22 protein-coding genes are annotated in these 23,593 nt (G+C 66.6%); 13 read left to right on the forward strand and 9 right to left on the reverse strand.

Going from position 1 to position 23,593, the window contains the following annotated elements; translation table 11 throughout:
* Window positions 1-134: 134 nt before the first annotated feature.
* The gene (locus B141_RS0116705) at window positions 135-1,040 is read right to left on the reverse strand and encodes an alpha/beta hydrolase (protein ID WP_020576319.1); all 906 of its coding nucleotides are present in this window, start codon (window positions 1,038-1,040) and stop codon (window positions 135-137) included.
* 344 nt (window positions 1,041-1,384) lie between these two features.
* Here B141_RS0116705 and B141_RS0116710 point away from each other — a divergent pair, with 344 nt between their 5' ends.
* Complete coding sequence (locus B141_RS0116710; protein WP_020576320.1) at window positions 1,385-1,768, forward strand: DUF1801 domain-containing protein; 384 nt, start codon at window positions 1,385-1,387, stop codon at window positions 1,766-1,768.
* Window positions 1,769-2,250: 482 nt separating this feature from the next.
* Here B141_RS0116710 and B141_RS0116715 read toward each other — a convergent pair whose 3' ends face one another.
* On the reverse strand, window positions 2,251-3,156 hold the full coding sequence (locus B141_RS0116715) for an NADP-dependent oxidoreductase (RefSeq protein ID WP_020576321.1): 906 nt from the start codon (window positions 3,154-3,156) through the stop codon (window positions 2,251-2,253).
* Between the two features lie 244 nt (window positions 3,157-3,400).
* Here B141_RS0116715 and B141_RS0116720 point away from each other — a divergent pair, with 244 nt between their 5' ends.
* The 9 genes from B141_RS0116720 (at window position 3,401) to B141_RS0116760 (ending at window position 14,031) form a co-directional block, all read left to right on the forward strand.
* Window positions 3,401-4,450 (forward strand): ArsR/SmtB family transcription factor, encoded by a 1,050-nt coding sequence (locus B141_RS0116720; protein ID WP_020576322.1) that lies wholly within the window; start codon window positions 3,401-3,403, stop codon window positions 4,448-4,450.
* A 460-nt stretch (window positions 4,451-4,910) separates the two neighbouring features.
* The gene (locus B141_RS0116725) at window positions 4,911-6,599 is read left to right on the forward strand and encodes an ABC transporter substrate-binding protein (RefSeq protein ID WP_157181058.1); all 1,689 of its coding nucleotides are present in this window, start codon (window positions 4,911-4,913) and stop codon (window positions 6,597-6,599) included.
* Window positions 6,600-6,608: 9 nt separating this feature from the next.
* Entirely contained in the window at window positions 6,609-7,589 is a 981-nt protein-coding gene (locus tag B141_RS0116730; RefSeq protein WP_026257294.1) for an ABC transporter permease, read from the forward strand.
* The gene (locus B141_RS41080) at window positions 7,586-8,557 is read left to right on the forward strand and encodes an ABC transporter permease (RefSeq protein WP_084678336.1); all 972 of its coding nucleotides are present in this window, start codon (window positions 7,586-7,588) and stop codon (window positions 8,555-8,557) included. Before B141_RS0116730 ends, B141_RS41080 begins: the two co-directional genes overlap by 4 nt.
* Entirely contained in the window at window positions 8,557-10,419 is a 1,863-nt protein-coding gene (locus tag B141_RS41085) for a dipeptide ABC transporter ATP-binding protein (protein WP_020576326.1), read from the forward strand. Before B141_RS41080 ends, B141_RS41085 begins: the two co-directional genes overlap by 1 nt.
* Window positions 10,416-10,769: a cupin domain-containing protein gene (locus B141_RS41090; protein WP_020576327.1), complete on the forward strand. Its 354-nt coding sequence runs from the start codon at window positions 10,416-10,418 to the stop codon at window positions 10,767-10,769. Before B141_RS41085 ends, B141_RS41090 begins: the two co-directional genes overlap by 4 nt.
* 3 nt (window positions 10,770-10,772) lie before the next feature.
* Window positions 10,773-12,035, forward strand: a complete 1,263-nt coding sequence (locus B141_RS41095) for a threonine synthase (protein ID WP_020576328.1) — start codon at window positions 10,773-10,775, stop codon at window positions 12,033-12,035.
* A gap of 140 nt (window positions 12,036-12,175) precedes the next feature.
* Complete coding sequence (locus tag B141_RS41100) at window positions 12,176-13,069, forward strand: sulfotransferase family protein (RefSeq protein ID WP_020576329.1); 894 nt, start codon at window positions 12,176-12,178, stop codon at window positions 13,067-13,069.
* A 221-nt stretch (window positions 13,070-13,290) separates the two neighbouring features.
* On the forward strand, window positions 13,291-14,031 hold the full coding sequence (locus B141_RS0116760; RefSeq protein WP_020576330.1) for a TetR/AcrR family transcriptional regulator: 741 nt from the start codon (window positions 13,291-13,293) through the stop codon (window positions 14,029-14,031).
* A 278-nt stretch (window positions 14,032-14,309) separates the two neighbouring features.
* On the opposite strand, the gene B141_RS0116765 is transcribed toward B141_RS0116760, so the two are convergent.
* Window positions 14,310-14,870, reverse strand: a complete 561-nt coding sequence (locus B141_RS0116765) for an NADPH-dependent FMN reductase (RefSeq protein ID WP_020576331.1) — start codon at window positions 14,868-14,870, stop codon at window positions 14,310-14,312.
* A gap of 206 nt (window positions 14,871-15,076) precedes the next feature.
* Between B141_RS0116765 and B141_RS0116770 the strand changes: the two genes are divergently transcribed.
* Window positions 15,077-15,529 carry a hypothetical protein gene (locus B141_RS0116770; RefSeq protein WP_020576332.1) on the forward strand — a complete coding sequence of 151 codons (453 nt, stop codon included), beginning with the start codon at window positions 15,077-15,079 and terminating at the stop codon, window positions 15,527-15,529.
* Window positions 15,530-15,706: 177 nt separating this feature from the next.
* Window positions 15,707-16,867, forward strand: a complete 1,161-nt coding sequence (locus B141_RS0116775) for a calcium:cation antiporter (RefSeq protein ID WP_020576333.1) — start codon at window positions 15,707-15,709, stop codon at window positions 16,865-16,867.
* Here B141_RS0116775 and B141_RS51470 read toward each other — a convergent pair.
* On the reverse strand, window positions 16,864-18,183 hold the full coding sequence (locus B141_RS51470) for a VOC family protein (protein WP_157181059.1): 1,320 nt from the start codon (window positions 18,181-18,183) through the stop codon (window positions 16,864-16,866). The two genes, B141_RS0116775 and B141_RS51470, sit on opposite strands and share 4 nt — an antisense overlap.
* 86 nt (window positions 18,184-18,269) lie before the next feature.
* Here B141_RS51470 and B141_RS45750 point away from each other — a divergent pair, with 86 nt between their 5' ends.
* Complete coding sequence (locus tag B141_RS45750) at window positions 18,270-19,265, forward strand: helix-turn-helix transcriptional regulator (protein WP_063828625.1); 996 nt, start codon at window positions 18,270-18,272, stop codon at window positions 19,263-19,265.
* On the opposite strand, the gene B141_RS0116790 is transcribed toward B141_RS45750, so the two are convergent.
* The 5 genes from B141_RS0116790 to B141_RS0116805 all read right to left on the reverse strand — a co-directional run.
* Window positions 19,211-20,551: a dicarboxylate/amino acid:cation symporter gene (locus B141_RS0116790; RefSeq protein ID WP_020576336.1), complete on the reverse strand. Its 1,341-nt coding sequence runs from the start codon at window positions 20,549-20,551 to the stop codon at window positions 19,211-19,213. The two genes, B141_RS45750 and B141_RS0116790, sit on opposite strands and share 55 nt — an antisense overlap.
* A gap of 69 nt (window positions 20,552-20,620) precedes the next feature.
* Window positions 20,621-20,695, reverse strand: coding sequence for a putative leader peptide (locus B141_RS52830; RefSeq protein WP_420313594.1), 75 nt, complete (start codon window positions 20,693-20,695; stop codon window positions 20,621-20,623).
* A 141-nt stretch (window positions 20,696-20,836) separates the two neighbouring features.
* Window positions 20,837-21,211 (reverse strand): HNH endonuclease, encoded by a 375-nt coding sequence (locus tag B141_RS49350; protein ID WP_084678338.1) that lies wholly within the window; start codon window positions 21,209-21,211, stop codon window positions 20,837-20,839.
* The gene (gene ltrA, locus B141_RS0116800; protein ID WP_020576338.1) at window positions 21,171-22,667 is read right to left on the reverse strand and encodes a group II intron reverse transcriptase/maturase; all 1,497 of its coding nucleotides are present in this window, start codon (window positions 22,665-22,667) and stop codon (window positions 21,171-21,173) included. The genes B141_RS49350 and ltrA overlap by 41 nt, the downstream gene beginning before the upstream one ends.
* A gap of 588 nt (window positions 22,668-23,255) precedes the next feature.
* A partial coding sequence (locus tag B141_RS0116805) for a DUF222 domain-containing protein (RefSeq protein WP_026257298.1) occupies window positions 23,256-23,593 on the reverse strand: 338 nt, incomplete at its 5' end.

Consider the following 23,593-nt stretch of genomic DNA (forward strand, 5'->3'; position numbering starts at 1 on the left):
CGCTACCGCGCGCGGCACCTGCTTGTCCGGTTGAGGATCGCTCGGCATAGCCGCAGCATTGTTCCGTATCTCTGCAGTGCACAGAGGCAAACGCTACGTAGCCGCGGTGTCCTTGGTCCCGGCTTCTCGGCTCCCTAGACTAGATGTTCACTAAACCACTCGGTGGCGGCTTCGCTTGTCGGCTTGAAGGCCGCGATGTAGGAGTCGAAGTGGTCGCCGGAAAACAACGCCAACCGCTTGGGTTCCAGGGCACGTTCATACGCCGCGAGCGCGAGATCAGTGGGGGTTATTGTGTCTGTCTTGCCTACGACCATGAGTAATGGCGTCGGTGACACGCGAGTAGCCCACGTCCCTGGTTGGTACATCTGCGCTTTGCGAGTGGACCGCAGGGTGACGTACTTGGGTTCTTCGACAGAGGGAGGGAGCGAGAAATGGGCGTTGAACTCCTCCAAGTCCCGGGAATGGTAGGCGGCCCGCATCTCTGGATCGAGGCTGTTGAGGAGCTGGTATGCGGGTGGCTTGCCCGCCAGTTGAGCGCGTTCGTCGTCATCGAACAGCTCTTCCAGCGCTTGCCTACGGTCGGCGGGCACGCGACGCAAGCCCTGCTCGTAGCCGCTGATCGTCGGAGCCTGCGCCACCGCGGCCTTGATTCGCCGATCGGTGGCCGCCAGAACGATCGTGTGACCGCCTGCGTAGCTTGGACCCCAGATCCCGATCCGGTGGGTGTCGACGTCGTCGAGGGTCTCCAAGAATGAGATCGCCCGCCGCCAGTCTGCGATCTGCTGCCAAGGGTCGATGTCACCACGGGGTTCGCCACCGCTCCGACCAAACCCGCGGTGATCGTGGACGAGAACGACGAAACCTGCCTGGCTGAAGCGTTCCGCATAGCCTTCCAAGCCGTGGTACTTCAGTTCGCCGAAGCCGTGCGCCATGGTGATCGCCGGAAAGGGGCCGCTGCCTGCCGGTGCGGGTGGGCGGAGCAGCCAGGCGTGCAACTGTATGCTGCCCTCAGCAGGAATCAACACTTCCTGGTGGCTCATGAACCGTTCCCCCCTTATGCCGGGCACTGGCTTCACGTCGAGCAACCCACAGCCGTGACGCGCGCAGCCTCAGCGACTTCGTGAACAAGTCGGTCACTGGCAAGCGTCTTCATCGCACAATAACTCGCGCACTCGAGAATCGCATGCCGGGCGCTCTGGCGGCTACCACATTGATCAGCCTGACCGGCGCCAAGCACCGAACCTGACAGCGGTCCAGGTGTCTACTGATGGGTGGTGGAGTGGACCTTTGCCGGGTGCGCCACCGTTGTGCCAGACGATGGGGCGACCGGCAGCAGGCTCGGGACCTGTGGAACGATCCTCCGCAGCAGAGGGAGGAGCCGGAGATGGGAAGCAGGTCCAGCGACGTCGATCGCTTCATGGCGGCACTTGATCACCCGTTGAAGGACGGAGTCGAGCAACTGAGGACGGCGATCCTCGCGTCCAACACCGACATCTCCGAGCACGTGAAATGGAACGCCCCGAGTTTTCGCTATGACGGCGAAGATCGGGTGACCTTCCGCCTACGACCACGCGATCAACTTCAGCTGATCTTCCATCGCGGGGCAAAGGTGCGCGGCGACGGTGCCGATTTCGCGTTCGATGATCCCACTGGACTGCTGACGTGGCTGGCACCTGACAGGGCGGTCGTGACGTTCCCGGACCTCGACACGGTGCGGGCTCAGGAGGGGGCGCTCGTGTCCCTGGTGAACGCGTGGGTACGGGCGTAGCCCCGCGCAGGGGGAGCTGACTTGGGGACTTGTTGGAGGGTTGTCGGCTTCTTTGCCGACGTTTCCTCCAACAAGTGACGACGACCTCAGCGCGCGTCTCACATAGTGAGCATTTCTTAACCCAGATCAAGATCATTTCTGGGATGTGGCCCACGCTTCGCGCGAAGCATGGGCAACTTCCCCGAAATGATCTTGAGTAAACCGCGGGCCGTCTGGATGCTGAGACCTGTGGCTGCGCGTCCAAGGATCATGAAGGATTGACGAAAACCCTTCACGATCATGACCCGCCGCTCCGGCGGAGTTGATCAACGGTCCCGGTTTCGGTTGCTCGCCGCTGCCCGCGGCCGAATCGACCGCCGTTGATCAACTTCACTCGACCGGGTTGAGAAGAACCGTCGGCCCCAGGCGAGGGTCCTGAATAACCATCACCAGCTGATCTGAAGCAGCCGCGGCTGAAGACGGCACGGGGCGGCCGCGCGACCTCAGGCGTCCGCCACCGCCAGGATGATCTTGCCGCTGACGTGGCCACCCTCGCTGCGTTCGTGGGCCCGTGCCGCGTCGGCGAGCGGGAACACCGAGTCGACGGCGACGTCGTATCGCCCCTCCTCGACGAGTCGCGCAGCCCGGGGCAGGGCGTGGAACGCGTGGGGTTCGGTGGTGAGCCGGACCCCGTGCTCGGCCGCCGCGAAGTTGGCGATGGTGACCACCCGGTCGGCTGAGCCGGTGATCTCGATGAGCTCCTTCAGGGAGCCCTTGCCGGCGGTGTCGAACGCGACATCCACGCCGTTCGGTGCCAGCCCGGCGACCCGCGCGGGGAGACCCGGCCCGTAGGTCGTGGGTACGACGCCGAGGTCGCGAAGGTAGGCGTGGTTCGCCTCGCTGGCGGTGCCGATCACCGTGACGCCCTCCGCCAGCGCGAACCTCGCGGCCGCACTGCCGACCCCGCCGGCCGCACCGTCGATCAGCAGGGTCTGTCCTGCGGCGGTGTGGAGGATCTCCAGGGCACGGAGCGCGGTTTCGGCGGCAACCGCGACGCCACCCGCCTGCTCCCAGGTCAGAGCGGCCGGCTTGCGGGCGAACTGGTGGAGTACAGCGAGCTCGGCGTACGTCCCGCTGCCAAGGCCGAACACCTCGTCACCGACATTGACGCCCTCCATCCCTTCGCCGACCTCATCGACGACACCGGCCGCCTCAGCGCCAGGGATCGCCGGGAACTGAGTCGGGAAGATGTCCCGGAGGTAGCCGCCGCGGACCTTCCAGTCGATCGGGTTCACGCCCGCCGTGCGGACCCTGATGCGCACCTGGCCGGGACCAGCGTGCGGCTCCGGCATCGTGGTCAGCTGGAGAACCGATGGTTCGCCGTACGCCGCAAACGTCACTGCCAGCATCTCCGCCACATCCTGTCAACGAGATCGTGCGTCTTGACCGCAGGCTATCGGGCCCCCATCGGCGCCAGTCGATCCCGCCGTACCCTTCCTGAGGAAGCCGGCGCCGCGCCTCGCTGGACGGCGGGCACGCGCCGCCCGTCGGTTGATAATGACTCCCTAGAATTATCGTTATATGTCGATAGCTTGGGGGTGACGCTCGATGGTCAGGAGCCGTCAGAGGCAGGTTCCACAACCGTCGGATTCGTTGCGCGACCTGACCCAGGTGCACGAGTCGGTCTGCTACGACCTCCTGGGCAGCCTGCGGGCCCTCTACAGCCCGCGGACCTATCCCGCGCGCCGGGGTTGGGTGAGCGCGACCAGGAAGAGCCTGCCCGCTGAGTTGTACGAATCGGGTCGCTTCTTCTTCCAGGGGCACGACACCTCGGTGGGATTCGGGGCGGTCCGGCTCGTGCCCGAGCTTCCTGACGGGGCTGGCCCCGAGGAGCTGATCGCCCGCGTTCGCGAGGTCGATCCGAAGACCCTGGCGGAGTACATGCTCGACGCCGCCGGCGACACCACTCCTTCGCAGCTGGCCGCGTTCCGCCGCATTCTTGATGGTGAGGGCAGCCGGGCCCGGGTGGCGAGCGCGCTGCGCGGCTTCGCCTCCACCCGCAAACGCCGCTACCAGCGGATCCTCGAGGATCCGGCCGGACTCCAGAATGAGCTCGCGACCATGCTCGCCGCCTACCACGAGCTGTCCTTCGCGGATCAGGCCGACGCCCTGCGCGAGCCGCTCGCCGTCGCGGTGAAGGTGGCGCGGGAGACGCTGAGGGTCCTCCCGACGGCCAAGGCCGTTGAGCAGCTCAGCGGTGGCCTGGCGCTGTCAGCGGACTGGCCACTCACCCGGCTGACCCTCGCCCCGTCGGTGTTCCTTCACCCGTTCGTGTCGGTACGCGTGGACGAGAAGACCGGTGAGGCGCTGATCGTCTACGGCGTTCCGTCAGAGGGGCCCGACACTTACGACACCGTGCCGGTCGACGAGTCTCTCCTGCGTGCGCTGAAGGCGATGTCGGATCCGGCCCGGCTGCAGATTCTGCGGCTGCTCAGCGAGCAGCCGATTTCGGCGCCCCAGCTGGTGGAGCGAATCGGCCTGTCCCAACCCACCGTGCACCATCACGTCGCGGCGCTGCGGGCCGCTGAGTTGGTACGCCAGGAACGCACCCGCAGTGGCATGCTGCTCTCGCTGCGCGACGACGGAGTCGCCCGAACGCTGTCCGCGCTGTCGGCCGTGTTCAACGCCACGCCGGACGAGTGACGGGATGCGGGGGTCCGCCGTGGTCCTCGCCGCCCCGCCTGCCACCAAGGAGAACCTCAGGGCCCGTTGACCTCGACATACCCCGGGAGTACGGTATTCGACACTTGTCGATAATCGCGAGAAGCCGATGAGTGAGGCGGAGGAGGTTCGGGCGACGGTAGGGACGGGTGCGCGGGAAGCGATCCGGTGCGACGCGGGAGGTGGCTGAGGGCGGTAACGCTCTCACTCATCCGGAACGCCAATCCACAGGCAGTAGAGCCTCTATTCTGCTGCTATTTTTCCGCCCTACTTTCGGCTCGTCGTAGGTATTTCTGCTGTGCTCGGAATTGCGTAGTGGACTCCTTTCAAGTGAAACGTCGGCGAAACGAAAAGTGCCGACGGGCGACATAATCAGCGGAAATCCTTCTCCTCCAAGAAATGGCTCAGTCGCTGGCCACGAGAAAGGACACGCGCAATGGCCATGACGCGAAGAGTTGCCTTACGGGCAGGGTTTTTGTCGGCTGGCGCGGTTTTGGTTGGGTGTTCGACCGGGGGAAAGAACTTCAGTTCCGAGACGGCCGTCGAGCGTCCGGTCGCGGAAAACGTCGCCGGCCGCAAGTCTGTTCCGGCAATCGAACTTCTGACGAAGACGGCTGCGGAGGATCCCAGTCGTTACGAACAGAGCCGGCTGGTCGCCGAAGCGTGGCAGCAGGTCGGCATCCAGGTAAAGCTCGTCGCGCTGCGAAGCGCCGAACTCACACGAAGAACCTTCACCGGCAAGGATTTCGACGTCTCGGTGACGACCTACGACCCCACCGCGGAACGCCTGGATCCCGACAATTTCCTGAGCCGCTTCTATTCCGCCAACGCGACCGAAGCGGGTTCTAACCTGAGCCGGTACGCCAGCGCCAGCTACGACCGCCTCTATGAGGGACAGCGCGGGGCGATCGAGGAGGCGGAGCGAATGCGCCTGGTCTCACGGGCGCAACGGATGTTGTATGACCACCAGCCGGCCCGACCCATCGTCCACATGCGGATCGGTGGTGCGTTCCGGTCGGATCGCTGGTCGGGCATTCAGCGTGCCGTCGGCAGTCCTGTGGCGAACATCTGGAATCTGGTCGCGGCTACTCCCACGACGGCGCGCAGGAAGCTCGTGATCGGTACGACCTTCGAGCCGCCCTCGCTCAATCCGGCCAGCGTGGAGACGAGTGAGGCACAGATCCCGCTGTCGTACATCTATGACAGCCTCGTGCGTATCGGACGTAACGGCGACATCGAGAACTGGGCCGCGACGAGCGTCGGGATCGCGGGTGCGCGGATCACCGCGAAGATCCGTCCGGGTATGAGTTTCAGTGACGGCCAGCCGGTCACGCCTGCCGATGTCGCGTTCACCATCGACTACCTGATCAAGCAGAAGTCGCCGTTGTTCGCGACGAAGCTCGAGGTGGTCTCCTCCGTGTCAGTCGACGGTGACGCGGTGGTGATCCGGCTCAAGCAACCGTCGGCGGCGTTCGTTCCCGTGGTGCTCAGCCAGCTGCCCATCCTGCCGCGGCACGTGTGGGAGAAGGTGCCCGACGCGAACCGCTTTCCCAACGACAAGCCGATCGGATCCGGCCCGTTCACGTTCGCCTCGCGCCGGCTCGGGGAGCAGTTGGAGTACGCCGCGAACCGCGGACACTTCTCGGCGCCCAAGGTCGACTCGGTGGCGTTCGCGGTGCTCGGAAGCCTCGAGGCCGAGATCGGTGCGCTCGAAAGCGGTGAGGTCGACATGCTCGGTGACTTCATGAGCGCGACCCTGCTGAAGAAGCTCGAAGGAAAGCCGGGAGTGACAATCCTGTCTGTCGACAGTCATGGTTGGGTCGGCCTGCACTACAACGTGAGCCGAAAACCGTTCGACGACCGGCATTTCCGCCGTGCGCTGTCATTCCTCGTCCCATCCCAGGACATTATCGACGTCGTGCTCGAGGGCGAGGGGAAGGCCGCCGGGTCGGTGATCGCGCCCAACACCCGCTGGCACGACAAGTCGATCGGTGCCTTACCCACCGATCCGAAGGCGGCGATGCGAGAGCTCAAAGCGGCGGGATACGCGTTCGGCAAGGACGACCGGCTGTATTACCCGTCCGCCGGCGCGGACAAGCGGGTCTACGACTCACAGCGCGTCAACTCCTGAGGGTGGGCCATGGCTCTCGCACGATATGCCCTGTCGAGACTGGCGCTGATGGCCGCGACCATCGCGGTGCTCGTGCCGTTGACCTTCCTGCTGTTCCGGGCGGTCCCCGGAGATCCGAGCGCCGCGGTGATCGGACCAAACCTCGATCCCGCCGTGCAAGGCGTGCTCCGGGAGCGGTACGGCGTGGACGAGCCGCTCGCCATCCAGCTCGTGAAGTATCTTGGCCGGCTGGCCCACGGTGACCTCGGAATGTCCTTCCAGTACAAGCGACCGGTGAGTGAGATCCTCGCGGGGAAGCTCTTCAACACCGGCGTGTTGGTGGTGCCAGCGATCGTCCTCGCCCTGCTGCTGGGCACCGCGATCGGCGCGCTCACGGCGGCGTCCAGGCGGTCTTTGCTGGATCGGGTCGTGCGCAATGCCGCCTTTACAGTCAAGGCGTCCCCGATCTTCTGGACGGCCTCCCTCGCGGTCCTGCTCTTCTCCCTGCGTCTGGACTGGCTTCCGTCCGTGGGGATGCGGACGCCGGGCCAAGGGGATGCGGGCTCTGGGCTCGCGGCCATCTGGTCCACCGACTTCCTGTGGCACCTGGCTCTCCCGCTCGCCATCATGACGTTGTTCTTCATGCCGGAGCCGCTGCTCACCATGCGCACCGCGATGAAGGAGAACCTGCACGAGGACTTCATCGAACTCGCACAGGCGCAGGGTTTACGCCGGCGCCGGGTCATCTACTGGCACGCGGCCCGCAACGCCCTGCTGCCGGTGGTCACCCTGATGCCCGCCCTGACAGGGGTTCTCATCGGCGGGCAGGTCATTGTCGAAACCGTCTTCTCCTGGCCCGGAATGGGAAGGGAGATCGTGAACGCCGTCAACACCTATGACTATCCGATGATGCAGGGCGTCTTCCTGCTCACCGGCCTGCTCGCGGTCACGGTCAACACCGTGGTCGACATCTTGTACGCCTACCTCGATCCAAGGGTGAGGCTGACGTGACGCGTGGTTGGGGTGGGCCCAGCCGCGCGGAGCCCGGGCGGGGCTGGAACCACACCGTGGCGTCGCAGACGCGGGCGCGCCGCCGGACCGACCTGGGGCGCTATGGCCGGGCGGCCCTTGCGGCACTGGGGGATCTGTGGCGGGCGCCGGGAGGGAAGGCCGCGATCGTCTTCCTGGCGGGCTTCGTGCTTATCGCGATACTCGCTCCGGTGATCGCGCCGTACGGACCGTTCGACCGGGTACGAGGAGGCGACGGGCGTCTCGACAGGCTGCTCCCGCCCAGCCTCGAGCATCCGTTCGGGACCACCAACTTCGGCCGGGACATCTTCAGCCAGGTGATCTGGGGGACCCGACGCACCCTCAGCGTCGGCGCGGTCGCGGCACTCGCCACCGTGGTCATCGGCGTCAACGTCGGCTTGATATCCGGCTACCTCGGCGGCAAGGTCGACGCGTTCCTCATGCGCGTGACCGACAGTGCGTACGCCATTCCTTTCCTGCCATTCGCGATCGTTCTCGTCGGCGTGCTCGGGCGCTCCGATGTCGTCCTGGTCCTCGCCGTGGCGTCGCTGTTCTGGCGTACGACGGCACGGGTGGTGCGCTCGCAGGTCCTTACGTTGAAGGAACGCGCGTTCGTCAAGGCGGCGGTGGTGGGCGGCGCCAGCCGCTGGCGGGTGGTCTATACCCACCTGGCGCCGAACGTCGTCTCCCTTGCCCTGCTCTACGGCATGCTCCTGGTCGCCGAGGCGGTACTCGCCGAAGCCAGCCTCAGCTTTCTCGGTCTGGCACCGACCGATTCGGTGTCGTGGGGCACGGTGATGTTCGACGCGTTCACCTCCCAGGAGATGCGGACGGCCTGGTGGTGGGCGTTGTTTCCGGGGCTGGCGATCATGATGTTCGTCTTCGCGATTTCCCTGCTGGGGCGGGCCTACGACGCCGTACAGGGAAGCCGTCGGGATGTGAGGCTGTGATGACACCACCGCTGTTGGAGGTTCGCGGGCTGACCGTCGACTTCGAGACCGCCGAAGGACGGGTCCAGGCCTTGCGGGACCTGTCGCTCACGATCGAGCGCGGCGAGACCGTCGGCCTGATCGGAGAGTCGGGGTCGGGCAAGTCGACGGCAGGCAAGGCGATCTTGCGCCTGCTGGCGCCGACGGCCCGGATGAGCGGGGGCCTGGCGTTCCAGGGCCGTGACCTTGCCGCGGTGCCGTCCGGGGATTTCCGGAAGCTGCGGTGGCGGGAGCTCGCGTTCGTCCCACAGGCGGCGATGAACTCCCTCGATCCGGTGCACCGGGTCGACCGCCAGCTGATGGAGGTCCTGCGTACCCATCAGCCGATGTCGCGCCGGGAGGCGCGGCGGCGGGCGCACGAGGCGCTGGAAAGCGTTGGTATCAGGGCCGATCGGGCATCTGACTACCCGCACCAGTTCAGTGGCGGCATGCGCCAGCGTGCGCTGATCGCGATGGCGACCCTGCTCAGGCCGGCGCTCCTCGTCGCCGACGAGCCGACGACCGGGCTCGATGTCGTGGTCCAGGACCGCATCCTGGAGTTGCTCGAAAAGGTCAAGCAGGACATGGGTCTCGGGCTCCTGCTCATCACCCACGACCTCGGTGTCGCGGCGGAGCTCTGCGATCGGGTCCACGTCCTGCGCCAAGGGATGACCGTCGAGTCGGGTACGGTCGCGCAGGTCTTCGGTCAGCCCCGTGATCCCTACACCCGCAGGCTTCTCGGCAACGCCCCGGCCGATGGACGCCGACCAGAAGACGACGGCGTCGACGGGGAGTCAAGGCCCACCCCCACCCGGCAAGCGATCGTGGTCGAGGACGTGGCGATCCGCTATGCGACCGGACGGGGAATGGCGGCTCTTGCCAGGCGCCACGAGGTGTCGGCGGTCGATGGCGTCAGCCTGACCGTGCACGAGGGCGAGGTTTTCGGGCTGGCAGGGGAGAGCGGCTGCGGCAAGAGTTCGCTGGCCTCGGCGCTGGTCGGGCTGGCGCCGCTCGCGGCGGGTTCGGCGCGACTGGGGGAGACCGAGATTGGCGCGTTGTCAGGACGGGGTTGGCGGGCGGTCCGGCCAGAGATCCAGTTCATTTTCCAGGACCCGTTCCAGTCACTCAATCCGCGCTTCACGGTCGAGCGGTCGGTGGCCGAGCCGCTGCTGGCGCAGACCCGGCTGTCACCGGACGAGGTGCGAGAATGGGTGCTCTGGGCGCTGGACGCGGCCGAACTCAAACCGGTCGACCGCTACCTGTCCCGCCGACCGCATCAGCTGAGCGGCGGTGAGCGCCAACGGGTGGCGATCGCGCGCGCCCTCGTCGTACGTCCGCGAGTTCTGCTCGCCGACGAGCCGGTCTCGATGCTCGACCGGTCGATCGGGCGGGATGTGGTCGACCTGCTCCGCCGGCTCGCTGACGACCTCGGCGTGGCGGTGTTGCTCATCTCCCATGACCTTTCGGTCCTCGCTCGCGCGTGTGACCGGCTCGGCGTCATGTACCTCGGCCGGCTCGTCGAGGTCGGTCCCACCCGCGAGGTGCTGGACCATCCGCGCCATCCGTACACCCACGCGTTGGTGCGGGCAGTGCCTTCGGAGGATCCGAACCACCGCCGCCCGCACCTGCTGCTGCCAGGCGAGCTTCCGTCGGCCATGAACCGACCGGCAGGGTGCGCCTTCCATCCCCGATGCGAGCGCGCTGACACCGATGACTGCCGACGGGTGACACCTGACCTGCTCGGGAACGGCCATCGGGTCGCCTGCTGGCATCCACACGACCAGGCGGGCCAAAGCATCCTGCCCGCACCGGAGAAGTCCACCACCGAAAGGAGCACCACGTGAGCGTCTTCGTCACCCGCATCGAGGAGGTCGCCGCCGACGAGAACGACCGGCGGACCATCTGGCGCCTGCTCAACTCCTCGACCGTGCCCGACCTGACCACCGCGAACGCCGGCATCGTCTCGTATCGGCCGCGGCCGGAGGGCGCTCCGCCGGCGGAGCTGGGCGGTGCGCACGACTTCCCTGAGTTCTATTACGTCGTGAGCGGTAAGGGCGTGGTCGCGGGCCCGGACGGTGAGGCCACCATCAGCGAGGGGGACAGTTTCCTCATCCAGGCAGGGACGCCGCACAGCATCTGGTCGACGGCGGACGAACCTGTCACGACGTTCTACGTCGCGCTCAGGGGTCGCTGAGCCGTGAACGACGAACCCACACGGTCGCTCGCGATCGGGCAGCGTTCGCTCGGCGACCCGTCGATCAGCTTCCCGTTGTTTCCGCCGCAGACGGCCGGCTGCCCCAAGACCAGTGGCGACGAGATCGCCTACCCACTGGAGGTGGCGTACGACTACGGCGCCGTTCCAGCGGACCTGTTCGACCGGGGTGTCAAGGCAGGCTTGCGGCACTGGGCGCCCCTGCTGCCGCCCCTGGCTCCGATGCTCAATCTCGCCGAGGGCGGCACGCCTTTGCTCGACCTTCCGGCGCTGGCCGCGTACGCCGGTGTGGACGTCGAGACGTTCGTCAAGGACGAGAGCCGTAACCCCACGTGGAGTCACAAGGACCGGCTCAACGTGTGTGCGGTGAGTGCGGCGCTCCTGTCGGGAGCACCGGGAGTTGTCGTCGCCTCGGCGGGCAACCACGGTGCTTCGGCGGCCGCCTACGCGGCCGCGGCCGGCCTGCCGTGCGTGGTGATCACCACGGCGGACGGGCCGCCCGCGGTGCGGGCCTTCGTGTCGGCGTACGGCGCGGCCGTCCTCGCGGTATCACGCGAGGCGCGCTGGGACGTCCTGGCGATGGTTGTCGACCGGCTCGGCTACCACCCGGTCAGCAACCGCACGGTGACGCACACGGGTCACCCGTTCGGGCCGGAAGGCTACAAGACCATCGCGTACGAACTCTTCCTGCAACTGGGGCGTCGCGTGCCCGGCGCGGTGTTCGTGCCCACCGGCTATGGCGAGCTTCTGTACGGCGTCTGGAAGGGCTTCCTGGAGCTACGGGACCTCGGACACACACGCACCGTCCCCCGGCTGTACGCCTGCGAGCCGGAACGCCGGGGACCGTTGGCGGCCGCCCTGCGTGCCGGTGCCCCCGCCGCGCACGTGGCCGCCCGGCCGACTGCGGCGTACTCCATCGGCTGCACGACCAGTGGCTACCGCGGCGTCCTCGCGATCAGGGGCAGCGGTGGGGAAGCTGTGCTGGTCACGGAGGCCGAGCTCGAGAGCGCCACGCAGGCGATGGCGAAGGCCGGTCTGTGGGCCGAGTCCTCCGGCGCCGCGGCCCTCGCCGGGCTCCGGCGGGTTGCTGATCGGCTGCAGCCGGAGGAGGGACCCGTGGTCTGCCTGTCGACGTCCAGCGGCTTCAAGAATCCCGACGTCTGCGAGGCGACGCTACGGACGACGGAGCCTTCGTGGTCGGCCGTCGCCGCCGAGCTCGCCGGCCTTGGTGTGGAGGTGCCCGGGTGACAGCGCGGGCCGGGTCACCCGCGTCACCAACGATGTACTCCCAGCGTTTGTCCAGGACCCGTCCAGCGGACTCCCAGGTGCGACCGTTACCATCCCTTGACCATGGCGTGCGTGAGACTGAACCGAACAGAGCCGCTGCCATGACCGACGGACCCCTTGAGAAGCGGCTGAAGAAACGACTGGCGGAGCATCCTCGACTGTTCCGTATGGCCCGCCACACCCGTCAGGCGTTGCGCTCACCGGAGCGTCTCAAGCAGGCGCTGCGCTCACCAGAGCGCTTCCGGCGGGAGCGGTTGGCCCGGGCGGGGAAGGCGCGGCTGGTGCCGTCACCGGTGTTCGTGATCTGCCCCGTCAGGTCTGGCTCCACTCTCCTGAGAGTTGTCCTCAACAGCCATCCCGAGATCCGGGCGCCACACGAGCTTCACCTTCGGTCCGTGCGGGTGCAGTTCGAACGCCGCTACGGAGAGCTCGCGATGAATGAGCTCAGCCTCGACAACGATGAGCTTGAACACATGCTGTGGGACCGGATCCTGCACAGAGAGCTGGTCAGCAGCGGCAAGCGCATCCTCGTCGACAAGACGCCCGCCAACGCGACGTTCGTTGATCGGTTGGTCTCGTGCTGGCCCGATGCGAGGTTCATCTTCCTCCTCCGCCATCCGGCCTCGATTGTCGCGTCGTTGATGGAGACCAGGCCGGATCGCGAGCTGGAGCCGACGGTTCGGGAGGCCCTTCTCTATCTGGATGGTGTCGAGGCCGCTCGCCAGTCCATGCCGGGCCTGGAGGTCCGCTACGAGGACCTGACTGGTACGCCAACCAGGACGACCAAGCGGATCTGTGAGTTCCTCGGGACCCGCTGGGACCGGAGCATGTTGGAGTACGGTCAACGCAGCCACGGCACCTTCCGTGCCGGGATCGGTGACTGGTCGACCAAGATCCGCACTGGCCGGATCCAGAAGGCCCGGCCGCTGCCCAAGCCCATCGACGTTCCTGAAGGGGTGCGGCCCATCGCGCGGGCTTGGGGATACCTGCCCTGACGCCCGAGTGTTGATCAGCGCGAGGCTTCGGCTTCGGTGGAGACGGCACCTCGGGCGCGAGGTTCCAGCACATGACCCGCCGGATCCCCGTAGCTGATGCCGCACACGATCCCCAGTCGAATGCCGGCCAGATCCCTGGAGTGATCGGTCACGAGGTCTCTCTTCCACGCAACGAACGTTTATAACATATACGGCAAGTTATATGCGCTAAGGTAACCGGCATGGGAGAGAAGCCTGGGGAAGGCTCGTTGGCGTTGATCTGGACGCAGCCACCGCCGCCGCCGAGGAAGCGTGCGCTCGGTCGCGAGGAGATCGTGCGGGCCGGCATCGAGGTCGCCGACGAGGGCGGCCCCGACGCGCTCACCATGAACGCCGTGGCGCAGCGCCTTGGGTCATACACCCCGATGGCGCTCTACCGCCACGTCGTCAGCAAGGACGGGCTGGTCGATCTCATGCTCGATGCGGTGACGGCCGAGATCGCGGTTCCCGACGAGCCGGGCAAGGACTGGCGTGCGGACCTGCGCCAGCTCGCGATGGACAGCTGGGCGATGGCGAAACGGCACCCGTGGTTCGCCCAACTCGTGCACACCCGGCCGCCACTTGGTCCGCACATGCTGCGGCGTACCGAGTTCGTGCTCGAGTTGCTTGCCCGGCAAGGCGTTTCGAGCAACGACGCGTTGACGTACGCGACTCTCCTGGATCGACACGTCATCGGCAGCATCCTGCAGGAGGCAGAAGAACACGCGATGCGGCAGCGATACGGCCTGACAGACCTGCGGGAGTTCGTCGCCACCATCACCGAGTTGCGTGCGCAGGTGGTGAGCGACGCCCGCTATCCCAGGCTCGCCGCCTGGATGGCCGCACCCGGAGGCCTGTCTGTGGACGAGCAGTTCGAGCTCGGACTCACCTTCCTCCTCGACGGCATCGCGTCCCGGCGGAAGGAACGCCGCCGCCGGTCCTGACCGCCACTGGGCAGTCGCACAACTCACCGACTACCTACGGACAGTGAGGGCAGAGCTCCAGGCCTGGCCGGAGGCGCAACGAGAGCGACTCCTGGCTGGATACCTGGCACTGCTCAACCGGCCGGACTGGTCCGAAATTGCTCCGGCCGGTCCGTAGGTGGAAGCCCGGACGTCGGCACATTCGAAGTAAGCCAGCGAAGCCACACGTCGGTGCCGGACCGGCCGTCACGCCGGTCCGGCACGCTCAGACGTTCAACCTCCCTGGCGCGAAACGAGATTCAGCCGACCGCGGCGGGGGCGGACACGAGGTCCTTGACGAGCCGAGCTTCGGTGGCTAGCCACCGCGCCACTTCGTCGTCCAGGGTCGCCAGGTGGCTTTCCTCGAGGGCGAAGGCGCGCGTCGGGACGGTGGCGCCGAGTTCGACGAGGAGTGGCCGCAGGTGGACGTCAGCGACCAGTCGATGGATGGGTGAGGCGGAGATAGTGAGCGGGACCGAGAGGACGCCTGCGAGCGCGCCGCCTCCGAACCGATCGAGGAACGCCTTCAGCAGACCGGTGTAGCTGGCTTTGTAGACGGGTGTCGCGACGACGAGGACCGTCGCGGACCGAACCGTGGTGAGTGCCGTGTCGACGTCCGGCCCGCCGTCGAGCACCGCACCACCGAACTCCGCCAGATCGATGACGCTGATGGTGACTTCGGGGCGTTCCAGTACGGCGGCCAGTCCAGCGGCCAGGGACTCGGCGGCGGAACGGGTACGCGAGCCCTTTCGAGGGTTGCCGGACAGGGCGACGATCCGCGGCGTAGCGCCCGCAGGCTCCAGGGTGGTCAGTTCTGCCACGCGCAGCTCCAATCCAGGACGGGGAACGAGACGCCGGCGGCGGCGCAATCCCTACTGTTCCGATAGGGGATCGCTCGCCGCCAGTCCCTGTCCCAGGAAATGGATGGCGTCCGAAATTCCTCATTCGGCCGCGTCACGATCGAGGTGGTCCCGTGTCTACCACTACAGAAAGTGGTCGAACGCTGACAGATGCGAAGGGACCGACGGTGGAACCAACTCTCTCCAACCTCGACAGCTCTCGCGAGTACAGCCTGTTCCATACACGTTCGGGGTGGTTCTGCTCTCCGATCCGCCGCGACGAGAAGGACGCGACCCGGATCGCGCAGATCGGGCCCGATGCCTGGCGGCTGGCCATGGATGACGGACCGGGCGATCACAACCGGGCCGGCGGTGAGGTGGCGGGCGGCGAGGTGGCGGGCGGCGAGGTGGCGGGCGGCGAGGACACGCTGGCCAGGGCGCGCCACCGCATCGCCGCGGTGCTGCACGCCAGAGGGCAGTTGCTCGATGTGCACACGGTGAACGCCGCCGCCGGGCTCCTTGCCGCGTTCTGGACCGCCGGCGGGCAGGCCGGCATCACGCCGGAGATCTGGCGAACGGTGGCGAACCTCCCGGGTTCGATCCTGGATGCCCTGCAGGTCACGACCCGACGCGGACGGTAGCGACTCCGCATCTGACGGCCACGAACCCCGTCGTCCCCGATGAGGGGCCTCCTGCCCTTCTTTACTGTTCCTTTACACTGACGGTCCGGGTGAGCGGCATGGCCGTCGCGACGCGCGGGCTTTGGATGGTGCCTGAGAGACATCCGGCGACGACCGTCGTGTGCTTGGCATCAACGGGTGTGGGGCCGGCGCGTCGGTCCTCGGAACGGAAAGGGCACGATCGCGTTGACAGCCACCCGCCGGTCACCGTTCCTGTCGTGGACGACGGTCGTACCCCTGCTTGCCCTTGTTGCGCTGGCCCTGACCTGGGGACGGCACATCGAGGTCGTGGTCGCCATCGGGATCGCGGTGGTCCTCGCGGCCGCGGTCCTCGCGGCCGTCCACCACGCGGAGGTCGTTGCTCTGCGGGTGGGTGAACCGTTCGGATCACTGGTGCTGGCGGTCGCCGTCACGGTCATCGAGGTGGCTCTGATCGTCACGATCATGGTCTCCGGCGGGCCTGAGACGGCCACACTCGCCCGGGACACCGTGTTCGCGGCAGTCATGATCACGACGAATGGCATCGCCGGTCTGTCCTTGCTGGTCGCCTCCATCCGATACGGCACGACCCGCTTCAACGCCGAGGGCAGCGGAGCAGCGCTCGCGACAGTGGCCACACTGGCGGCGTTGAGCTTGGCGCTTCCGACTTTTACGATGGCCGCGCCGGGTCCGGTGTACTCCCGTGGACAGCTCATCTTCGCGGCGATTGCCTCGCTGGCGTTGTACGGCATGTTTGTGTTCACCCAGACGGTGCGGCATCGCGACTTCTTCCTCCCCGTGCCTTCCGACGACGCCGCCCGGGCACCATCATCGGACGGCGAAGTCCACGCGGCGCCTCCCACCGGCCGTGCCGCGGTGGCGAGCCTCGGCCTGCTCGTCGTGGCGCTCGTCGCCGTCGTCGGACTCGCGAAGGTGGAGTCATATTCGATCGAGACGGCCATCAGAGCGGTCGGGCTTCCGCCGTCGTTCGTCGGTGTCGTGATCGCTCTGCTCGTCCTCCTGCCCGAGACGCTGGCCGCCGTGCGGGCCGGGTTGCGGCAGCGCACCCAGATCAGTCTCAACCTCGCCTACGGCTCGGCGATGGCGAGCATCGGACTCACCATCCCCACGATCGCGGTCGCCTCCATCTGGTTGGAGGGGCCACTCCAGCTCGGGCTCGGACCGACCCAGCTTGTACTGCTCAGCCTGACGATGCTGGTCAGCGTCCTCACCATCGTGCCCGGTCGCGCCACCCGGCTGCAGGGCGGAGTCCACATCGTCCTGCTCGCGGCGTTCCTCTTCCTCGCGGCCAGTCCCTAGGCCGTGTCGCCGCTCGTCACGAGCCACGCATGGATCTGGTCCAGGTGTTCCGTCAGGTGGTTGTCGGGCTCGTCAGGTTGGACGAACCTCCACACAGGGAGCGGATCCTTCGCCGAGGGCAGCTCGCGGGTCCGCCGGACCATGAGGTCCTCAATGGTGTTCGGGTCGTCTCTGAACGGCGGCTCCCAGAACTCCACCCAGCCGACGTTCACGTCGAGCAGTCGCTCGTCCAACTGCTCAAGCCATTCGACGGTCTGGTCGCGAATCCAGGCCGCCTCGTCAAGAAGCTGTTGCCAGGACAGGCCCACACCGGCGTCCCGGATCGCGGCGTTGCGTGCGTCCGCGGTGTAGCCGACGCCGTCCGGCCATGGTGCCCGTTCGCCGTCAACCTCTTCTTGCGTGGGCGCCCGACCGGTGAACGCTCCGCGCAGGTGCGCGAGCCGGAACCTCGCGTTGGCCTGGACGTGCCCCACCACGTCGTGGATCGTCCAGTCGCCGCAGACGCCCGGGCTTCGCGTGGCAGCGGGATCGATCGAGTCGAGGGTCGCAAGCCACGGAGTCCACGCGTCCAGGAACATCTGCTGGATGATCGGCGTGTACATCGGGCAGACGCAGAACGGATGACCAGCCGGGTCGGCGTACACCGGAGCGTCACCGCCCATCGCCGGCAGCCGGGACGCTCCGAGGCGTTCCGCCCGCTCCGTCGCCGCATCCTGTGCGTCGAACTGCAGGTCGAGATGCATCTGTTGCGGGTACGCGGGATCCGGCCAGCGAGGTTGACGGTGTACGGCGACCCTGGCGAAGCGCAGTCGTGGCCCCTCAGAAGTCCCGATCGTGGTCCAGTCGTCCGACTCCTGCCCGACCTTCGGCAGGTCGAGGAGGCGGGCGTAGAACGACGCCAGCGCGACGTGGTCGGCACTGTCGAGGACGACGGACTCGATCCGCGGCGGGTGTGACGGATCCTCGCGTAGACCGAAGGGGTGGCCTGCCGGATCCGCCCAGACGTGACGGCCAGCGCCGATGTCCTCCGGCAGTCGGGTGGCTCCGGACCCGCTGAGCCAGCGCTCGGCGGCCGCACGATCAGGCACGGTGACGTCGAGGTGCAGCTGCCGTGGATGGTCCGGATCGAGCCAGCGCGGCGGGCGGTAGTCGTCGGCTCGGTCGAAGGCCAGCCGGGGTAGCTCGCCGTCGCGTCCGATGACCGTCCAGTCCGGCGGCTTGCGCAGCGTGTACATGTCGAGGAGTTCGGCGTAGAACGCGGACAGCGCCTCCGGATCGGGACACTCGATCACGATGTTGCGGATCTGTGAGCGCACGGGGTCCTCCTCGAGCCTGGTCTGTGACGCGCAGGCGACCAATGCTTCCAGGCCTTCAGGACATCCTCTGTCGTATTCTGTCCCGGGTGCGCGCCGACCGCCTGCTCCGCATCCTGTTCCTCCTGCAGGGACGCCGTAAGGTCACGGCCGGTGAGCTCGGGCGTGAGCTCGAGGTCTCCACACGGACGATCCAGCGCGACATGACAGCGCTCAGCACGGCGGGCATCCCGGTGTACGCGACCCGCGGCGGCACTGGCGGGTGGGCGCTGCTCGACAACTACCGTGCGGGGTTCACTGGCCTCACGACGGCGGAGGCGCTTGCCATCATCGTGGCCCAGCCGCGCGGGATCCTCGGCGACCTCGGGCTCGACGACCCGGGGGAGAGCCTGGTCCACAAGTTCCTCGCCGCGGTCGCGCCCTCGGCGCGGCAACAGGCCGAGCACGCCCGGCAGCGCATCCACGTCGACCTCGGCCGTTGGGACCTTGTCGAGGAGAACCACCCCTCGCTGCCCGACCTGCATCGGGCGGCCTGGGAGGACCGGATCGTCCACGTGTTGTACGGTCGGTCGGAGTCGAGCTTTCCGATCGCACCGCTTGGGCTGGTGCGCAAGGGCACCAGCTGGTATCTCGTCGCGTGCCGGAACGACGACCTCCGGACCTATCGCGTCTCACGACTGCGTGCCGTCGAGGTGACCGAGGAGCGGTTCGAAAGGCCGCCTGACTTCGACCTCGCCGCACATTGGCGGGAAATGTGTACGAGGTACGCCGAGACGTTCCCGACGTACCTCGTCACACTTCGCGCCCGCGGTGAGGCGCTCATTCAGGCCGGCTGGATCCACGCCCGCGAGAAGTCAGTCTCCTCACCAGACCGGGACGGCTGGGCGGACGTCGTTCTCGACCTGGAGGACGAGGAGCACGCGTTCGCGGCCGTGCAGGGCCTGGGCGGCGACATCGTGGTGGTCGCACCCGAGAGCCTTCGGAGACGGACCATGGACGCGGCCCGCCGATTCCTCGAACTCAACGACGGTCAGACCCTGACCGGCTCGGGCGTGTTCACCACGTCAGCGCGCGGGGAGTTGTAGATCGCCTCGTCCAGGATGCCTTCCCGCTTGGCGACAAGTGTCGGGACGAGCGCCTGTCCGGCGACGTTGGTCGCGGTCCGGATCATGTCGAGAATCGGGTCGATCGCGATCAGCAGGCCGACACCTTCAAGGGGCAGGCCCAGAGTCGACAACGTGAGCGTCAGCATCACGGTCGCGCCGGTGAGGCCGGCCGTCGCGGCGGAGCCGACCACGGCGACGAACGCGATCAGCAAGTAGTCCTTGACATCAAGGGAGAGGCCGAAGATCTGCGCCACCGTGATCGCCGCGAGAGCAGGATAGATCGCCGCGCAGCCGTCCATCTTGGTCGTCGCGCCGAAGGGTACGGCGAAGGACGCGTACGACTCGGGAACTCCCAGGTTGTTGATGGTGACCTGGCGGGTCAATGGCATGGTGCCCACCGACGAGCGGGAGACGAAGGCGAGCTGGATCGCCGGCCAGGCACCAGAGAAGAACTTCAGCGGCGACAGCCCGTGCGCACGGACCAGTACGGCGTAGACACCGAAGAGGACGATCGCGCAGCCGACGTACACGTCGATGGTGAAGACCGTCAGCGGGCCGAGGAGGTCCCAGCCGTACGTCGCGACCGCCTTGCCGATCAGACCGAGGGTGCCGATTGGCGCGATGCGGATGATCCACCACAGCACCTGCTGCACGATCTCCAGGGCCGATCGGTTGAACGCGAGGAACGGCTCGGCCTTCTCGCCCGCCTTCAGCGCGGCGATGCCGATCGCCACCGCGACCACGATGAGCTGCAGAACGCTGAACGACAGCGACGTGCTGGCGCCGCCGTCACTGACTTCGGTGTCAGCGGAAATGCCGAGGAAGTTGGCCGGCACCAGACCGGTGAGGAAGTCAAGCCAGCTGCCGGAGCCGCCGTCGTACGACGCGCTTTCGGGTGTCAGGGTGCTGTTCGCGCCGGGGTTGGTGGCCAGGCCGAGGACGATCCCGATCACCACCGCGATGAGCGAGGTGATCATGAACCACAGCAGCGTCTGCCCGGCGAGCCGCGCGGCGTTGCGTACGTGGCGGAGGTTGGCGATGCTCGCGACGATCGCGGTGAAGACGAGGGGTACGACGACAACCCGCAGCAGCTGAACGAAGATCGACCCAATCTGGGTGAGGGTTTCGGTGAGCCAGCCGATGTCGGCAGCCCGCGCGAGGGCGCCGAGGATCAGTCCGAGCAGCAGGCCGGCAAGGACCTGCGCCCAGAAGGGGAAGCCAATGCGCCGTCCGGGCGCGGTTGGACGAGTGGCCGTGTTGACCATGGTGCTGAGCCTCCGGGGGAAGCGGGGCGGGCGAGGGTACGAGCGGTGATAGCTAGGTGCGCTGAAGCGTCAGCGCTGACACGCACAGCTCGCCTGTCGTCGAAGATCGACGTGCAGGCGTCGCCAGAAGAAGGTCCCGATCATCGGCGACCAAGAACAGCAGAGATTCGCTCGACTATTCCGGGAGTCCTCATATATGGCCGTCTCTGGCCACGAAGCCCAGCAGCGCCTGGTCGGGCGATGGTCCGGCTCTCGGCCCGGTGAAGTTCTGTTGCTCCTGGTCTGTCAGGTTCGGAGTCGGTGGTTGCGGTTGGGGTTGCGTTGTTGGTCGATCCATTCGGGTGGGGTGAATTCGGGTACGCCGTCGGCTGCTAGCTGGACTTGCCAGGTGTCTTGGTGGATGAGGCGGTGGTGGTAGCCGCAGAGCAGGGTGCCGTTGGCGAGGGTGGTGGGTCCGCCTTTCAGCCACGACTGGACATGATGGCCGTGACACCACGCTGGTGGCCTGTCACAGTAGGGTCGGCCTGTGGCGCGGTGTCCGCGTTTCCGCGGGTCCGTTTCCACAGGCCGCCCGCCGAACCGGACGTGCAAGTCTCCCTGCATCCGGCTCTCCACGAGGTCATGCTTGTTGGGTGCGTGTCCAATGGTTGAGCCATCCATCCCATGGTGTGGGGATCGTGTATCCGCGCCAGGAGTATCGCTCGATCACGATTTCCTGGGGGTTGAATAACACGGTCCCGTTTCCGGCTGGCCGGTGGGCCGGGTAACCGGTGAGATACCGGCGCCGGATCTGCTTCCAGTTGAGTTTCGGGTGTCGTTTGAGGAGCCATTTCACGACCCTGTTCCACATGAACAGGTACAGGTATCGGTAGGTGGCTGATGACACCCCGTGCCGGAAGTAGTTACACCATCCACGAACAACCATGTTGAGATGTCGTAGGAGTTGTTCGAGAGAACGGTAGGCTGACCTGTGTGTGATAGTCCTGATCTTCGAGGTAATCGATTTCAGTGATTTCTTCGACGGATAGGTGTAGATCACTTCCCGGTTCGTGCCCGCTTTGCCGCGACGCTGGATGCGCCAGCCAAGAAAGTCGAACCCCTCATCGATGTGGCAGACCCCGGTCTTCTCCTCCGACAGGCGTAGCCCCATCGGGGTCAGGATCTGAGCGACCTCACCGCGAAGCTGTTCGGCGTGTCGCTGTGTCCCGTGCACCAGCACTACAAAGTCGTCGGCATACCTGACGAGTTTGTAGGTGGCGCCACCTTTGGCGCGATACCTTTTCCGCCGCTGCCCGGGGAACTTCGTGCCGACTCCGAACGCCTCCCACCTGTTGTGGAAGTGCTCATCCAGTACCGACAGTGCGATGTTCGCCAGTAGTGGCGAAAGGATCCCACCTTGCGGTGTGCCGGTGTGGGTTTCCCTGGTGATGCCTTCTTCTGACAGTACGCCTGCTTTGAGGAAAGCTTTCACCAGAGCCAGCACGCGTTTGTCTTCGACGCGACCTCGCACCCGGTCCATCAACGCGGTGTGATCGATCTCATCGAAACACGCTTCGATATCGGCTTCCAGCACCCAGTGGTAGCCCTGGGAGCTGAAATGGTGAATCTCAGCGATCGCGTCCTGTGCGCGACGCTTCGGGCGGAACCCATAGCTCATCGGCTTGAAGTCCGCCTCGAAGATCGGCTCCAACGCCAGCTTCAGAGCAGCCTGAACCACCCTGTCCGCCGTGGTCGGGATACCCAACCGTCGTTTCTTGGCGCCACCAGGCTTAGGGATCAATCGTTCCCGCACCGGTAACGGCCGGAACCGCCTCTCCTTAACCTGGGCGCGGATCGTTTCCAGAAACTCCACCGGGTAGCTTGGCAGGGTTTTAGGGACCAGCCCGTCCACACCCGCCGTGCGCCCTCCGGTGTTGTTCCGCACACGGTCCCACGCGTGCACCAAAAACGCCGGATCATAGACGAGGTTAAACAGATCGTTGAACACGCGGCCCGGGTCCCGGGTCGCCCACAAGTACAGCTTGGCCTGCATCTTCCGTACCCGCATCCCAGCCTGATCAAGATCGGCCGGCCACGACACACCGGTATTCACCGGCGGCTCCGGATCCTCACCCACCTATTCCTCCATCAGGGCAACTACAGCGCCTTACTGTCGACTCCGCTGCCGCCCTTTGCCCTGTGAACGGCTTTCCCGTTCTCCCTGGCAGTTCGTTACTCCTGCGACTACTACGGCGGCTCCGTCCCGAACCACCGCCCACAGCAGACGGCGTGCCTGCCCTTCCACACCCCTGGCAGGGATGCGGGGAGGGCGGCGGTGGCCGGTTCCCACGTTCACTCGCGAACCACTCAACCGGTTAGGTGCCCAGCTTTGCCCCAGCGGCATCGCCACGGCTACGCCGCAGATCTTCACCGTGGCCCCCCTGCCCGCCCCAGATCAAACAGGCCCAGGAGTTCCCCGAAACCCACCAGGGATTCGGGTGCGCACCGCGATCCGGCCCACATCTACCGAGTTAGAGCCGGCGCAACTCTTGAGGAGCTTTACAACGCTGGTTTCTCTCGTACACCTTCCGGTCACGCTCGCCGCGCCCGTACCGTTCGGTAGTACCGGCACGCCACGGCTTTGTCAGGGCTGCTCCCACCCTCCCCGGCGCCTCCCGGATCAGGCTGCCCTCAGCTTTGGTCGCAACACTGCGATGTCACAACCTCAAAGGCATCTCACCTCCGAAATGGTTCGCGGCGCCTCGTGGCGCACGCCGGGGAACGCGCATCCCCGATCTCGTAGCTCCAGCAGTTTGCGGAGGCGTCCGGTGAAGAATCTGGTGCCGTCGGAGAGGGCGACTTCGCCGTCGCGGATGCCGAACCAGCTGACTTTGGCATCACACGCCCACTCCTGAACCGTGCGTGCCGACACGTAGGTGCCGGTACGCAGCAGCCGGCCCAACCCGGTGCCGTTGACCAGATCCTCGTCGGTGATCGTCACAACGATGTGCGGCTTCTCCCCATCCTGCGACGGGGAGGCTCCGGAGTCGAGGTAGCGGCGGA

It is taken from the genome of Actinopolymorpha alba DSM 45243 (assembly GCF_000373925.1).
GTDB classification, from domain to species: domain Bacteria; phylum Actinomycetota; class Actinomycetes; order Propionibacteriales; family Actinopolymorphaceae; genus Actinopolymorpha; species Actinopolymorpha alba.

What these genes read in the sequence shown, in the direction of transcription:
- B141_RS0116710 (WP_020576320.1), top strand. Translation starts at nt 1,385, where the DNA reads ATGGGAAGCAGGTCCAGCGACGTCGATCGCTTCATGGCGGCACTTGAT.
- B141_RS41085 (WP_020576326.1), top strand. Translation starts at nt 8,557, where the DNA reads ATGACACCACCGCTGTTGGAGGTTCGCGGGCTGACCGTCGACTTCGAG.
- B141_RS49350 (WP_084678338.1), bottom strand. Translation starts at nt 21,211, where the DNA reads ATGGATGGCTCAACCATTGGACACGCACCCAACAAGCATGACCTCGTG.
- B141_RS0116730 (WP_026257294.1), top strand. Translation starts at nt 6,609, where the DNA reads ATGGCTCTCGCACGATATGCCCTGTCGAGACTGGCGCTGATGGCCGCG.
- B141_RS0116725 (WP_157181058.1), top strand. Translation starts at nt 4,911, where the DNA reads ATGACGCGAAGAGTTGCCTTACGGGCAGGGTTTTTGTCGGCTGGCGCG.
- B141_RS0116790 (WP_020576336.1), bottom strand. Translation starts at nt 20,551, where the DNA reads ATGGTCAACACGGCCACTCGTCCAACCGCGCCCGGACGGCGCATTGGC.
- B141_RS0116715 (WP_020576321.1), bottom strand. Translation starts at nt 3,156, where the DNA reads ATGCTGGCAGTGACGTTTGCGGCGTACGGCGAACCATCGGTTCTCCAG.
- B141_RS0116760 (WP_020576330.1), top strand. Translation starts at nt 13,291, where the DNA reads ATGGGAGAGAAGCCTGGGGAAGGCTCGTTGGCGTTGATCTGGACGCAG.
- B141_RS41100 (WP_020576329.1), top strand. Translation starts at nt 12,176, where the DNA reads ATGACCGACGGACCCCTTGAGAAGCGGCTGAAGAAACGACTGGCGGAG.
- B141_RS0116705 (WP_020576319.1), bottom strand. Translation starts at nt 1,040, where the DNA reads ATGAGCCACCAGGAAGTGTTGATTCCTGCTGAGGGCAGCATACAGTTG.